The sequence below is a fragment of the Paraglaciecola sp. 20A4 genome (assembly GCF_011378905.1).
Lineage (GTDB): Bacteria > Pseudomonadota > Gammaproteobacteria > Enterobacterales > Alteromonadaceae > Paraglaciecola.
In genome coordinates this window covers 254,087-268,063 of sequence record NZ_WTPY01000003.1, presented here as the reverse complement: position 1 = coordinate 268,063, position 13,977 = coordinate 254,087, and the positions used below count along the sequence as shown (strand labels likewise).

The following is a 13,977-nucleotide window of genomic DNA, read 5'->3' as shown; positions in this document are numbered from 1 at the left end:
TTCTGGGTCTGTCAGATTTCAATCAGAGTTTATTAAACCCCACTCTATACGCTAGTGAATTAACTGTTATACAATTAAAAACTTCTGGGCATTATCCAATCGAGTATTTGACGGTATAAATGAAAAATAAAATATCTGTAGTTATTATTTGTAAAAATGAAGAGCGAATTATACGAAGCTGCCTCGATTCTGTGAGGTGGGCAGATGAAATTGTGATTGTTGACTCAGGTAGTACAGATAAAACTATCGAAATTGTGTCTGAGTATACGGACAAAATATTTGTTAACTCCGATTGGCAAGGATTTGGATTTCAAAAGCAATTAGCGGTAAGTAAAGCGTCTAATGATTGGGTGTTGTCACTTGATTCAGATGAGGTGGTCAGCGACGAACTAAGAGATGAGCTATTGAATCAGCTTGATTCATTAAATGATCAAACAGTTTATCGTATTAACCGACTAACACATTTTTGTGGAAAGTTTATATATCACAGCGGTTGGTATCCTAGCAGGATAGTCCGATTGTTTAATAAAAAAAATTATGGCTTTAATGACAAACTCGTACATGAGACTGTTTCTTGTAAATCAGCTAAAAAAATAGACATAAAAGGTAATCTTTATCATTATACCTTTGATTCATTAGAAGAATACATTGATAAACGTAATCGTTACGCGAGAGCTTGGGCTAAAGGCAAGTTCGAGCAGGGTAAAAAAGTGAATGGATTATCAATCATTACACACTCTCTTTTTGCCTTTATACGTCATTACGTTATTCAACTGGGTTTTTTGGACGGTTACCATGGATATTTAGTCGCTACAATTCAAATGCAGTATACCTTTAATAAGTACAACTTTTTAAAATTTAAGAACTTATCAAATAAGTAGGCTCATAGCTTAATCTTCATTTCCCCCTCGCATTATCAGGTTGCGAGGGTCATCACACATTTTTCTTTTTCTAATAAATATTCTCAATATCAATCCTTATTTTTAAAAAAAACATCAAAAATTTACTAACTTATTTTCATAATAATAAAAATACGCAAGTACTAACTATCTCTGTGGGTCAATCTAATGTGGGCTTAAGAAGTTTTTTAGTATGACTAATATAATTCGCAAACTTAATAAATGGTTGATTTATTGTTGTTTGGTATTTGCGGTATGCTTGATTAGTCAATGATTTGTGTTACTTATCTATTTACGTTAAAGTGGGCTCATTGACACTATCTTATTTGCTTCTTACTTGGAGATAATCAGCATGGAACAACTCCCTTCCTCTTTAGCCTTATTATTTTCACTGTCGGGAAGCGTGTGGAAACTGACGAAAAAAGCAGACCGCGTACTGGGTGTACACGGTATAAGTTTGAGCGAGTTTATGGTGCTGCATCATTTAAATTATGCACAGAATCAAACGATGAGCCGCACTGAATTAGCCGAAGCTGTTAACCTTACTGCGTCAGGTATTACACGTTTATTGACACCCATGGAGAAAATTCATTTAGTTGAAAAAGAAAAAAATAGTCGTGATGCACGGGTAAGCTTAGTTAAACTCACGTTTACAGGACGCGACATATATAAGTACGCTTTCCTTAGCTGTAAAAACACGTTTGACGAATCAGTTAAGGATATAAGCCAAAAACAGCTCGCTACTGTATTAGAAGTACTAAACAAATTAACGTGAGCGTAGCAGCATCCACGAGCACGTCATGTATTTATCACTGTATTGGTAGTCAAGGACCTTCATGAGTATTCATTTATCGGACATTAGTGTCGATTTTTCACAACAATTTAGCGTAAAGCACGTAACGTGGTCACTAGAGCAAGGGCAGCACTGGGTTTTAGTGGGGCAAAATGGCGCGGGTAAATCTGCATTAGCAGCGTTGCTTGCTGGACACGGTGAGATAATTAACGGCACATTAACCACGACGTTTAAACGCATTGCGCTGGTTTCCTACGAGGCACAACAAGCGTTGATTGACAAAGAGCGGGAAAAAGACTCTGCCGATATTTTAGATGTTGTATCCACACCGAGTACCGTTAAGCAGATATTGTGTGAAGATTTACCAGACAACAGCAAAATCATGGATTCTGCTGGGTGTAAAAGGTTGCTCAATTTATTCGAATTTTCAGATTTATTGACGCGAAATTTCATCGATCTTTCGACTGGTGAAACACGAAAATTATTGCTAATTAAAGCGTTACTTTCACAGCCAGATTTATTAATTTTGGATGAACCCTTTGATGGCTTGGACAGCAAAATGCAGGATAATCTGCGTCGGCTCTTAAATGAGTTACACCAGGATATATGTATTGTGTTTGTGCTAAATCGTTGGTCTGAAATTCCATCATTTGTCACCCATTATGCACTCGTTGTACAAGGTCAATTGCAGTCTACCGTGAACGCAAATGACATTGATGCGATAGGGGATTTGCAAAGATTATTGAGCTTACAACACGATGATTTCATTCTCCCTGAGTCAGATCATGATATTACGCGTAACCATTATAAGCCAGGTGATACAATTGTTTCACTGAAATCTGTCAATATTCGTTATCCTCAGGGCGCGATAATAGAAAATCTTTCATGGGAAATTAAGTGTGGTCAGCATTGGCAATTAAGTGGTCCAAATGGTTCAGGTAAAACGTGTCTATTGCAACTCATATCAGGTGATCATCCACAATCATACGTAAATGATATTTATGTCTTTGGTTATCAACGTGGTTCCGGTGAGAGTATCTGGGATATTAAGCAGAATATTGGATTCCTTTCCAATGCGTTCCATCTATCTTACAGAGTGAATTGTAGCTTGCTGCACGTTATACTTTCTGGTTTTTATGACAGTATTGGTTTGTACCAACAACCCTCTAAAAAACAAACTTATCTGGCCAAGCAATGGCTGACGTTGGGTGGCTTAATAGAATATGAAAACACGCCGTTTCAGCAGTTGTCATTTGGTGATCAGAGGTTAGCGCTTATATTGAGGGCAATGGTTAAGCATCCCCCATTACTTATTCTAGATGAGCCTTGCAATGGACTTGATGAAATCAATCGTCAGCGAGTTTTGGCGGTAATCGAAACGATTACTTTGAGTGATAAGACATCCATTATATACGTTAATCACCATGGCGATGATGTTATCGGTGGCATTCACAATCACATTGAATTAGAAGGGGGCTCATCGGGCTCGAAAATATATTATGCCTCGATTAATGCTTAGCTTACGAGCAGCAAAACCATGAATAATATCCGTATCAGAGAAGTTACTGAGGCTGACTTTGTGCGTATTATCGGCCTCAACCAAGCAGAGGTTGCTCATACCAGCCCCATGAACCTTGTGGATATAGCTAAATTACATGGCTTTTCGGCTTATCATAGAGTGATAACAGTTGATGATGCCGTTGCTGGTTTTTTATTAGTGATGTGCCCAGAAAGTGAATACATCAATGAAAACTATGGCTGGTTTAAAAAGCATTACGATAACTTTATGTATATCGATCGTATTGTGCTTGATATCCGCTACCAAGGAAAACAATTAGGGCACGCTTTATATCGTGATTTATTCTCATTTTCGCTACTTCGTGGCTGTCAGCGTGTGGTATGTGAATATAATGTTGTACCGTCTAATATCCCTTCAGCAAAATTCCACCAACGTATGGGATTTACAGAGGTAGGGAGTCAATGGCTACCAAGTGCGCAAGCCGTTACAGCTGATATTAATGACAAAGAGAACAGGTTACCGGCGTTGACAGCAGAAAATCACAAGGGGCAGAAGAAAGTTTCGATGCAATGTTGTCATTTGCTATCACAATAACGCTTTAACCCTATGCGATAAGGAAAGAGTACTTACCTTAGGCGTGAATGTCATTCAAAATACCGCATCTATCTAAGGCGTAATAATGCAAAAAATCGTTGATAATATATATCAAAAAATGTGCGCGCGTACGGATCGCGGTAAAGTTGCTAACTATATTCCGCAGTTAGCCTGCGTAGATCCTAATCAATTTGCATTAACCATCGTTACTCAAGACGGGCACGTCTATAGTTCAGGCTGTGCTGATACCTTATTCTCTATTCAAAGCATCTCTAAAGTATTTACTTTAACGATCGCCCTTGGCAAGTTAGGGGATGCATTATGGACACGTGTTGGGCGCGAACCCTCTGGTGATCCATTTAATTCCATTGTTCAGCTTGAGCATGAAAGCGGGATCCCGCGTAACCCTTTTATAAATGCAGGTGCTATTGCTATAGCTGATGCCGTAATGGGCCAAAACGCACCGAAAGAGTCTCTTGCTGAAATATTACATTTTGTGCGCTTTATTGCCAATGACGATAGTATTTCCATTGATGAAAAAGTGGCTCAGTCTGAAATGAATACTGGCAGTAGAAATGCGTCGCTCGCTTATTTTATGGACTCATTTGAGCGGTTGGATAATCCAGTCGAGAAAGTGCTGGGCACGTATTTTCATCATTGCTCTATTTCTATGAACACTCAGCAGCTGGCAAAAGCGGGGATGTTTCTGGTATCAAATGGTACTAATCATTGCACCGGCGTGCGCGTCGTTCCTGAGCACCGTGCCAGACGTATTAATTCTCTGATGCTTATGTGCGGCCATTATGATGGGTCAGGCGAATTTGCTTATCGCGTTGGACTGCCGGGTAAGAGTGGTGTTGGAGGTGGTATTTTAGCCATTGCCCCGGGCAAAGCGTCAATTGCAGTGTGGTCACCGGGCTTAGATAAAATTGGTAATAGTAAATTGGGTACCGAAGCACTTGAAATGTTAGTCCAGGAAACTGGTTGGTCCATTTTTGGCTATTAATCATTTTCATTTTCTAAAATAAGTTTATAAAATAATAAGATACGGTTTATTTTTGTCTATTCCGTCCACACCTTTAATTGGTTTTTAACAGTATCTCCAAGGATTATTATATGTCGGAGCACAGCCATTTCTATCAACCTAGTCAGGGCCATGGTCTCAAACATGATCCATTTAACGCATTAGTCGCGCCACGTCCTATCGGATGGATTTCGACAAGAAGTTTAACTGGCATATTAAATATAGCGCCATATAGCTTTTTTAACGCTTTTAACTATCATCCTCCCATCATCGGTTTTGCCAGTATAGGGTACAAAGATACCGTTAAAAACATTCAAGAAACCGGCGAGTTTTGTTGGAATCTTGTTTCTGCATCATTGGTGGACGCAATGAATCAAACCAGTGCGGCTTTACCCAGTGATGAAAGCGAATTTGAGTTCGCTGGTTTAAAAACACGGAAATCTAAAATCATCAATGTTCCCAATGTTGCGGCGAGTCCCTCGGTCTTAGAATGCCGTAAAAGCCAGATCATTCAGTTAACTGGTGCTAACGGTAAATTGGTCGATACATGGATGGTATTAGGAGAAGTTGTTGGCGTGCATATTGATACAGCATTTATTCAAGATGGTGTTTATAACACAGCTGCAGCTAAGCCAATATTACGTGGCGGTGGGGCAGGTGATTATTTTAATATTGATTCTGCACAGAGGTTTACCATAAATAGGCCACAATAAAGGCGCCCGGGCAGTTAATTTAAAGAGGAATATATGGAAATTATTAGAAGTAAAAAATTTACCGCATCACTTCCTTGGGGTTCACTAAAAATTGCTAATATGAGTGGTATTACGACCAAGTTACATTGGACTAACGAACCATATCGATGGCATGTGAATGAGGGGGAGGAAGTATTTGCGGTGCTAGATGGTATGGTTGAAATACAGTATAAACATGATGGGGTAGTGCACACAGACTTACTCAACCCAGGCGATATTTTTTATGCCAATGAAGGTACCGAGCATGTTGCTAGTCCTATAGGCGAAGCTAGAATTTTAGTTATAGAAAGTGAAGGCAGTATCTAACATTATTGTGATCAATTATGTAAACATGCCGCTCGTGTTAATTACATTACAAAACGTTGGTCAACCTTTTTATCGTTCGGGTTGACCCGTTTGCTTATTCGCTATAATCCTCGATAAACGCAGACATAACGCCTAATGCGATTTCAATGTCGCGTACCGTAATCGCTTCACCAGGATGATGACTTAACCCTTTTTCGCAACGCATAAAGAGCATCGCAACGGGACAGATTGCCGCCATTGCCATGGTGTCGTGCCCCGCACCGGAACTTAGAATAAATTGAGGAACATCACTTTTTACGCTTGCATCTAGTAAGCGTTGTTGTAGGCGTTCATCACACTTTACTGCCGGTGCTTGATGGGTAGGCGTGATATCCATCTTGATACGCCGTTTATCTGCAATTATGTGAAGTTGTTCGATAATTTCATTAAGTGTTTCATCGCGCAATGTGTCATCAATACTGCGAATATCCAGACTAAATGTCGTCGCGCCTGAAATCACATTAACCGCACCAGATAGGCAACGAAGGAACCCAACTGTTGCTACAATACCCTTTTGCGTGGCTATTTTTTCAATCGCTAGAATCATCTCACTTGCACCAGCCAGTGCATCTTGACGCATGGGCATGGGCACCGTGCCCGCGTGTCCCGCTAAACCTTTTAACGTTACGGTAAAACGTTTAGCGCCTGCAATTGCGTTAACAACACCCACGGCTAAATCTTGCTCTTCAAGGACGGGTCCTTGTTCTATATGAAACTCAAAAAAATCGTCAGTATTGGCATTGTTGCGCGCAGCTGTATGTACTTCGTTAATATCTAACCCTGCATCAGTGAAAGCTTGGGTTAGTGATATTCCGTTTTCGTCAGTTAGGGTATTCCATTTTTCCTGCCAAGTGCCTGCTACAGCACAACTGCCTAGTAGTGTTGCGCCAAACCTAGTGCCTTCTTCATCACCGAAACCGACTAATTCAAGATGAAATGGCAGTTCGATATGATGATCATGCAAATATTGAATTAAACTTAGCGGCGCCAAAACACCAAGAATGCCATCGTACTTACCGCTATTGGGGACCGTATCTAGATGACTACCGATCACCAGCGTTTTAGCTTGTGGATTGGTACTTGAATAGCGACCCCATTGATTCGCTGCTGAATCTTGCCAGGTAGTCATACCGGCTTGTTCCATCCACAGTGAAACTTGACGATTGGTTTGCAAATGCTCCGGCGTTAAATATCGCCTATCTATGCAGTCTGGATCTTGACTAAAGTGCGCGAGCACATCACAGCGCTCGTAGGTCTGAATTGCATAAGGCGCAAATGTGGTCATTAACCTTTCTCACTATAAATACTAAACGCACTATCTATTGCTAGGCCCGGTTGAAGCTTGTGCCCAGCTCGGCGAAGTAGCGTCTCGAGTGACTGTAGTGTGTGTAGTACCGTATCTTGGCGGGCGTTATAACCCATTGTGCCGATACGCCAAATTTTTCCATGCAATGGCCCAAAACTGGTGCCAATTTCAATATTGAAATCATGAAGTAGCTGCTGACGAATTTGTTCGCCATTTACACCATCGGGTATATATACACCAACGACGTTATTCATCTTGTTAGACAGATCACCGAAAGCTTTAAGATTCATACCCTGAATGCCTGCTAGCATAGCGCGGCCATGTAATTTGTGGCGAGCGATAGATGCCTCAATACCTTCTTCGAGTAGGGTAATTGCACATTCGCGGGCGCAATAAAGCATTGATGTCGCTTCAGTGTGATGGTTTAAACGTTCCTCCCCCCAATAATCAAGGATCATGGGTATGTCGAAATAATTAGAACGAATACGACTGCCTGTGCCTGCACTGTGATGGTCCGCCTTTATGCCTGCTTCAACGTGTTGACGCCCGCGCACTAAATCCACATAACGTTCGCTAAGTGTAATAGGGGCACTGCCACTGGGTCCGCCTAAGCATTTTTGCAATCCCACAGAGACTGCATCAAGTTGCCATTTGTCTGTTTCAAATGGGTTGCCACCGATCGAAGCAGTAGCGTCAGAATAAAAAATAACATCAAAGCGTCGACAAATTTCACCAATATGCTCAAGAGGCTGCAACATAGTGGTGGACGTATCACCTTGAACTAGCGCAAGCACTTTAGGTTTTACCCGTTTTATCGCATCTTCTATTTGTTGGGGCTCAAATATTTCGCCCCAAGTTGCTTCGATACAGTGCACATCGGCGCCAGCACGTTCTGCAATCTCTTTAAGCAAGTGGCCAAAACGACCAAATATAGGCACCAATACCTTATCGCCAGGTTCAATACAAGAAACCAAGACTGCTTCAATTCCGGCACGAGAAGTGCCATCTATCAGTAATGTGGCTTTATTTTTAGTAGCGAACACATCTCGATATAAGTGCATAACTTCATTCATATAGCCAGTCATAACGGGGTCATATTGACCAATCAGTTGGGTAGACATGGCACTCAACACCCGGGGATAACAGTTTATTGGTCCAGGTCCCATAAGAAGGCGAGGAGGGGGAGTAAGGTTTTTCACTATGTGTTGTGCTCCGACGTTAAATTATAATTTGAATGGTTGACTGATTGTTGCTGACACGCTGCGTTAGATAAACAACTGCGCTAACATGCGTGTCCCGGTAATAAGTAAAACGACGGCAAAAATCTTTTTCAACATATTTGCATCAAGCTTAGATGCTATACCAGCACCGATTGGCGCGCATAAAACCGTTAGAGGTACGATACATACAAAGCCTACGAGGTTAATGTATCCGAAGGTACCAAGTGGCGCATCCTGAGGAGTTTGACCGAATATCAATAAATACAAAGCTGCCGGAAAAGATATAACAAGCCCGATGGCGGCCGCAGTACCCACTGCTTTATGCGCCGGGTAATTGAACGCGGTTAAAATAGGCACCGATAACGTGCCACCACCAATACCAACCATTGAACTGAAAAAGCCAATGCATCCTGCTATAACAGATTGCCCAACACGGCCAGGCAAACTGTCAGCCAGCGCTGATTTACCTGTTCTAAACAACATATTTAAGGCTGATAAAGTCGCGACGATACCAAATAGCGTCGTAAGGTAACTACCATCAACTTTTGTCACCAACCAGCTACCAAGTAGAACGCCTATCAAAATGAGTAATCCCCACTGTTTCAGCAAAGCGACATCAACATTGCCCTTTTTTTGATGAGATCGAATGGAGCTAATCGAGGTAGGAATAATGGTTGCCAGTGATGTACCGGTAGCAATCACCATGGCGCTTTGTGGGCTAACACCAAACGATTGAAATAGAAAAAACAGCACAGGGACAATAACAATACCGCCTCCTACACCTAATAATCCTGCTAATAAGCCAGCAAAAATACCGGTGCCGATCAACGCAGCAATCGTCGGTAGATTGTTTAACACTAATTCCATAATTTTCTCATTTACGTTGTATTTTAAGCAATGGGTTGGTTTTTATTTATTATTTATTGGCAGCGCTTACTCATAGGTATGCGCTGCAAACGCGTTGCCATCACTACGGGGGTCTGTTGCTGCGGAAACGTTATCGTCTGGGCGCATGACAACTGCACCAGCGTGTCCCATTAATTCATTACGCGAATCTACAAGTGCAATGTCATGGCCCTTGGCACGGAGTTCGCTTTGAATTTCATCCGCTAAGTCTTGCTCTATTTTAAGATTATGACTTTCATCTCCCCACGTTCGTCCGAGTAGCCAACGCCCTAAACTGATGGATTCTGCTAGAGATTTTTGTTGGTAAACATAGCGACTAAATATTGCCGCCTGAGTTTGTGGTTGGCCTTCGCCTCCCATTGTGCCGTAGCTGATACGACGGCCATCGTTTAGTTCAGCAAATGCGGGATTTAACGTGTGGAATGGTTTCATACCCGGAGCAAGCTGCTGCAAACTGTTACGTTGCAGTGAAAACGATGTGCCACGGTTGTTCCAAACAATCCCCGTTTGTGGAGATACCACACCGCTACCGAATTCCCAGTAAATACTTTGTATGTAACTGACCATTCTTCCTTCGCGGTCACAGGCCCCCATCCAAATGGTGTCACCTGGTTTTGCCATATGTGGCCAGGACAGTGCACGGTCAAGACTAATATCAAGCACCATCTCATCAAGTGACTTAGGTGCAAGCAAGCTTTGTAAATCGATACTCACCCTGCTTTGATCTGCAACATATTGATTACGCTTAATAAAAGCTTGTTTAGTACATTCAACTAATAAGTGGACAAAATCAGCCTCGCTTGTGGCTAGGTGCTGTACTTTGTCGAACAACGCGAGAATCAATAACGATGCGATCCCCTGTGTTGGCGCAGGCAAATTATATAGTTTGCCTACCGAGGTCTTGACCGATAGAGGCGGAACAATTTTAGCTTCGTAAGCGTTAAGATCTTCAAGGGTAATAGGCGAGCCTGCGGCGCGTAAATCTTCAGCTAAAGCCTGTGCTATCTCTCCTTTGTAGAAATCCTCAAGACCATTTTCTGCCAGCTTAGACAGTGTTTTAGCGATAGCGGGTAATTTAAGGATCTTACCTTTTTTAAGGCTTTTCCCTTTAATCAAAAACTGCTCAAAATGCGGGATGGTTGATAAGTCATCAAATGTTTTTTCGCTGGCATCCTGCAGACTTTGAGTGACTTCAATACCCCATTCGGCTTGACCAATGGCAGGTGCAAGTAATTCGCTTAAGGGTAAGCCAGATTGCCAGGTATGACTTATCTCCAGCGCTTTTTGCCAACCAGCAACAGCGCCAGCCATGGTCAGTGCTGCGTCTGGTCCACGAGAGGGTATAGAGCCGTGTTTTGCGTAATAAGCGAGATCAGCTTTAGCACAGGCAGTGCCACTGGCATCAATAGCCACTGGTTCTTTGCCGGGTTCGCTGATAAGCCAAAAGCCGTCGCCCCCCATACTGTTCATATGTGGGTAAACAACTGAAATAGAAGCGGCAGCCGCAACCATTGCTTCAATGGCTGTGCCTCCGTGCTGTAATACATTTTGTCCTACTTGGCTTGCTGCATAGTGTGGGGCCGTAAAGGCGACAGGCCGCAACGTGGTTGAATTGCTCATGATAGTGTCTCTAAAAACATGCGCGCGATTTCAATTAATTGTTTGTCATGATTTTTTTGGCCAATTAATGAAAATCCCATGGGCGCATGGGAGTTAATCGATAACGGAATATGTAACTGGGGTAGACCACATAAGCCTGCAATGCAGGTTAGTCTCATCAGTGTATTCCGATAATGTGCTAAATCGTCACCAGCCATACTTAAAAGAGGAGCAGGGCCTGGCGTCGTAGGTAAAAATATCACATCACATTGGGTAAATAGATGATTAATATGTTCAATAAACGTTTGTTGTTGCTTTAACGCTTGCTGGTATTGGGATTTATCTATTGTGGCACACCACATAAACCGATCTTGAATATCAGGCGCAAAAGTAGGTTGGTGGTTGGTGATCCATTGACCGTGAGTTTGCCATATTTCATAGCCTTGCAAGATCCGAAATGTTTCACTGGCTTGACTCAAGAGTGTGCTAGATAGGCCAGATGAAAGTTTATATGACGTAGCGGAAATTTTGCGATAGGTCTCTGTCAGCATATCAGCATATTCGCACTGAGCAACGAGCTCTTCAGCGAAGCCAATTCTCGGTGCAGTATTGGCACTAATTTCCACCAAGTCTAACTCTTTGGTGTCTTCAAATAGCACATCGGCGACGGTTGCTAAGCTATCTAAATCTCTGGTTATCCAGCCTACTGTATCAAAGCTTGGTGCCAAGCTGACCATATGTTCGCAACTGATCCGCCCATGAGTCGGGCGAAGACCAAACAAACCATTGTAGCTGGCAGGTACGCGAATTGAACCTCCGGTATCGGTACCCAAGCCTATTCTTGCACTGCCTTCTCGAACCGCAACTGCTGAGCCACTTGAGGAGCCACCAGGTACGCGATTTGGCGCAGAAATATTGAATGGCGTGCCGTAATGTAAATTCTGGCCATTAAGACTGTAAGCCAGCTCATCGGTGATTGTTTTACCGACCAAAGATGCACCTTGTTGTAATAACCTTTCAACCGCTGGAGAGGTATGCTCAGGTATAGGGTGACTTGCTAACCAGTCAGGATTACCAGCAGTTGTTGGCAGACCCTTTATATGAAATAAGTCCTTTACCGCCAATGACATACCATACAGAGGTAAATCCGTTGATTTTGCTTTGTCGTCAACTTTTACGTCTAAATGCAATACGTAAGGTGTCTGACTGGTAAAATGTTTAGCAGCGTGGCTCATGGATCTTAAAAAGTTGACTAAATGGTCTTATATGAAACAAATGTTTCATCAAATAGTCAAGAGAAACATTTGTTATAGTGGATATATCGTTTAATTTAACAATTTTTTAATAATTGTTGTTTTATAATCAACTGTTGCGTCAATTCTACAATAACAAATTTTAACTTTTAGAATGAAACAAGCGGAGGCAGATTCACCAATACCCTTGCTCGCTATTTCATAACGTCAACGTGTTAAGTCATAGATTTAGGATCTAATAGTGTGCGTAATGTTTCGATTGGAATATCAGTCATTTCAGCAGCCACATCTACCACAGGTCGCTTTTGTTCATAGGCGGCTTTGGCGATAAGGGCCCCCTGTTCGTAACCTACTTTACTATTTAACGCGGTAACCAATATCGGATTCATGCCCAGTGATTGTGCCATTTTATCGATATTGGCTTTCATCGGTACAATGGCTTTGTGCGTTAACGCACTGATACCATTCGTCAATAAACTTAAGCTGCTGAGTAGGTTGAATCCGATAAGTGGCAGCATAGTATTGAGCTGAAAGTTACCTGATTGCCCTGCAATGGTGATACTTTGATGGTATCCCATTACTTGCGCGCACACCATGGCAACCGCTTCTGGGATCACAGGATTCACTTTGCCTGGCATAATACTGCTACCTGCTTGCAGTTTCTCCAGTGATATTTCGCCCAATCCAGTCAGCGGCCCGCTATTCATCCAGCGAAGGTCATTGCATATTTTCATTAAACTAACCGCTAGAGTATTTAAATGACCGCTGACCTCTACCGCCGTATCTTGGCTGCTGATCGCGGCAAAATAATTATCTGCTGGTAGAAAACGCAATCCGGTGAGTTGACTCAATTCACGACAGGCTGAGCGAGCAAAATCAGGATGGGTATTTATACCTGTTCCTACTGCGGTACCGCCCAGAGCGAGAGCAGAAATTCTCGGCAACACTTCTATTAAGCGTGTTATAGCGAATTGAATTTGCTTGCTCCAGCCACTTAATTCTTGTCCGAGTGTAATCGGCATAGCGTCCATTAAGTGCGTGCGGCCGGTTTTCACCGTCTCGCGATACAATATACTTTTAGCGTCAATCGCTGACATTAAGCTTTGTAATGCAGGGATTAATTCTCGGCTGATAGCTAAGGTAGCACTGACATGGATAGCGCTAGGAATAACGTCATTAGAACTTTGTCCCATGTTCACATGGTCATTCGGGTGAACGGGTTTACCAAGCTTATCAGTGGCCAGCGAAGCAATGACTTCATTCACATTCATATTCGTACTGGTGCCTGAGCCGGTTTGAAATACGTCAACCATAAAGGCATCATCATGCTTACCTTGGGACACTTCCATCGCTGCTCGCTGTATATCTATGGCTATTTCGTCATTTAGGCCCGCATGTTCTGCGTTAGCTTTGGCAGCACTGGCTTTTATTAGCGCAAGAGCGTGGATAAATTCGCTTGGCATAGGCGTGCCGCTGATCCTAAAGTTCTCTAGGGCGAGGGCGGTTTGCTCTTGGTATAATATAGGCTTTTCGATTTCAGGGGATTGCATAGTATTTCCTTAGTCTTTTGTGTCTATAGGGATTTCATCGTCTAATAGATTTCGCATTGATATCGTGAAGTAATGTTTAGCGCTAGCTCGCATCGTCACTTTTTACATGCACATGCACATTCACATCAAGAATACTCTCGCTTGGGCACTATTCATACTCAGGTGCTGTATGAATTGTGACATGTTGAGAACTGAAAATTAGCGAAACAACAGGGTT

At 42.4% G+C, this 13,977-nt stretch carries 13 protein-coding genes; 7 read left to right on the top strand and 6 right to left on the bottom strand.

The window, feature by feature from the left end; all coding sequences use genetic code 11:
* Window positions 1–119 precede the first annotated feature (119 nt).
* From GQS54_RS05580 to GQS54_RS05550, 7 genes are all read left to right on the top strand, one after another.
* Window positions 120–881, top strand: a complete 762-nt coding sequence (locus GQS54_RS05580) for a glycosyltransferase family 2 protein (protein WP_166423022.1) — start codon at window positions 120–122, stop codon at window positions 879–881.
* Between the two features lie 370 nt (window positions 882–1,251).
* On the top strand, window positions 1,252–1,674 hold the full coding sequence (locus GQS54_RS05575; RefSeq protein WP_166423021.1) for a MarR family transcriptional regulator: 423 nt from the start codon (window positions 1,252–1,254) through the stop codon (window positions 1,672–1,674).
* Window positions 1,675–1,735: 61 nt separating this feature from the next.
* Window positions 1,736–3,211, top strand: a complete 1,476-nt coding sequence (modF, locus tag GQS54_RS05570; protein WP_166423020.1) for a molybdate ABC transporter ATP-binding protein ModF — start codon at window positions 1,736–1,738, stop codon at window positions 3,209–3,211.
* Window positions 3,212–3,229: 18 nt separating this feature from the next.
* The gene (locus GQS54_RS05565) at window positions 3,230–3,805 is read left to right on the top strand and encodes a GNAT family N-acetyltransferase (protein ID WP_166423019.1); all 576 of its coding nucleotides are present in this window, start codon (window positions 3,230–3,232) and stop codon (window positions 3,803–3,805) included.
* Window positions 3,806–3,890: 85 nt separating this feature from the next.
* On the top strand, window positions 3,891–4,811 hold the full coding sequence (locus GQS54_RS05560; protein WP_166423018.1) for a glutaminase: 921 nt from the start codon (window positions 3,891–3,893) through the stop codon (window positions 4,809–4,811).
* 110 nt (window positions 4,812–4,921) lie between these two features.
* Complete coding sequence (locus GQS54_RS05555) at window positions 4,922–5,542, top strand: flavin reductase family protein (protein ID WP_166423017.1); 621 nt, start codon at window positions 4,922–4,924, stop codon at window positions 5,540–5,542.
* Between the two features lie 33 nt (window positions 5,543–5,575).
* Window positions 5,576–5,887, top strand: coding sequence for a cupin (locus GQS54_RS05550; RefSeq protein ID WP_166423016.1), 312 nt, complete (start codon window positions 5,576–5,578; stop codon window positions 5,885–5,887).
* Window positions 5,888–5,981: 94 nt separating this feature from the next.
* Here the strand turns inward: GQS54_RS05550 and GQS54_RS05545 are convergent, their stop codons facing one another.
* The 6 genes from GQS54_RS05545 to GQS54_RS05520 form a co-directional block, all read right to left on the bottom strand.
* Window positions 5,982–7,211, bottom strand: coding sequence for an allantoate amidohydrolase (locus GQS54_RS05545; protein ID WP_166423015.1), 1,230 nt, complete (start codon window positions 7,209–7,211; stop codon window positions 5,982–5,984).
* Window positions 7,211–8,398 (bottom strand): alanine--glyoxylate aminotransferase family protein, encoded by a 1,188-nt coding sequence (locus tag GQS54_RS05540; protein ID WP_205967642.1) that lies wholly within the window; start codon window positions 8,396–8,398, stop codon window positions 7,211–7,213. The genes GQS54_RS05545 and GQS54_RS05540 overlap by 1 nt, the downstream gene beginning before the upstream one ends.
* Window positions 8,399–8,497: 99 nt before the next feature.
* Window positions 8,498–9,319 (bottom strand): sulfite exporter TauE/SafE family protein, encoded by an 822-nt coding sequence (locus GQS54_RS05535; RefSeq protein WP_166423013.1) that lies wholly within the window; start codon window positions 9,317–9,319, stop codon window positions 8,498–8,500.
* A 66-nt stretch (window positions 9,320–9,385) separates the two neighbouring features.
* On the bottom strand, window positions 9,386–10,978 hold the full coding sequence (locus GQS54_RS05530) for a gamma-glutamyltransferase family protein (protein WP_166423012.1): 1,593 nt from the start codon (window positions 10,976–10,978) through the stop codon (window positions 9,386–9,388).
* On the bottom strand, window positions 10,975–12,192 hold the full coding sequence (locus GQS54_RS05525) for an amidase (RefSeq protein WP_166423011.1): 1,218 nt from the start codon (window positions 12,190–12,192) through the stop codon (window positions 10,975–10,977). The genes GQS54_RS05530 and GQS54_RS05525 overlap by 4 nt, the downstream gene beginning before the upstream one ends.
* A 233-nt stretch (window positions 12,193–12,425) precedes the next feature.
* Window positions 12,426–13,760 (bottom strand): class II fumarate hydratase, encoded by a 1,335-nt coding sequence (locus tag GQS54_RS05520; RefSeq protein WP_166423010.1) that lies wholly within the window; start codon window positions 13,758–13,760, stop codon window positions 12,426–12,428.
* Window positions 13,761–13,977 lie beyond the last annotated feature (217 nt).

Excerpts from the sequence above, each read along its gene's own strand:
- GQS54_RS05580 (WP_166423022.1), top strand. The coding sequence starts at position 120 with ATGAAAAATAAAATATCTGTAGTTATTATTTGTAAAAATGAAGAGCGA.
- GQS54_RS05575 (WP_166423021.1), top strand. The coding sequence starts at position 1,252 with ATGGAACAACTCCCTTCCTCTTTAGCCTTATTATTTTCACTGTCGGGA.
- modF (WP_166423020.1), top strand. The coding sequence starts at position 1,736 with ATGAGTATTCATTTATCGGACATTAGTGTCGATTTTTCACAACAATTT.
- GQS54_RS05565 (WP_166423019.1), top strand. The coding sequence starts at position 3,230 with ATGAATAATATCCGTATCAGAGAAGTTACTGAGGCTGACTTTGTGCGT.
- GQS54_RS05560 (WP_166423018.1), top strand. The coding sequence starts at position 3,891 with ATGCAAAAAATCGTTGATAATATATATCAAAAAATGTGCGCGCGTACG.
- GQS54_RS05555 (WP_166423017.1), top strand. The coding sequence starts at position 4,922 with ATGTCGGAGCACAGCCATTTCTATCAACCTAGTCAGGGCCATGGTCTC.
- GQS54_RS05550 (WP_166423016.1), top strand. The coding sequence starts at position 5,576 with ATGGAAATTATTAGAAGTAAAAAATTTACCGCATCACTTCCTTGGGGT.
- GQS54_RS05545 (WP_166423015.1), bottom strand. The coding sequence starts at position 7,211 with ATGACCACATTTGCGCCTTATGCAATTCAGACCTACGAGCGCTGTGAT.
- GQS54_RS05540 (WP_205967642.1), bottom strand. The coding sequence starts at position 8,398 with ATGGGACCTGGACCAATAAACTGTTATCCCCGGGTGTTGAGTGCCATG.
- GQS54_RS05535 (WP_166423013.1), bottom strand. The coding sequence starts at position 9,319 with ATGGAATTAGTGTTAAACAATCTACCGACGATTGCTGCGTTGATCGGC.
- GQS54_RS05530 (WP_166423012.1), bottom strand. The coding sequence starts at position 10,978 with ATGAGCAATTCAACCACGTTGCGGCCTGTCGCCTTTACGGCCCCACAC.
- GQS54_RS05525 (WP_166423011.1), bottom strand. The coding sequence starts at position 12,192 with ATGAGCCACGCTGCTAAACATTTTACCAGTCAGACACCTTACGTATTG.
- GQS54_RS05520 (WP_166423010.1), bottom strand. The coding sequence starts at position 13,760 with ATGCAATCCCCTGAAATCGAAAAGCCTATATTATACCAAGAGCAAACC.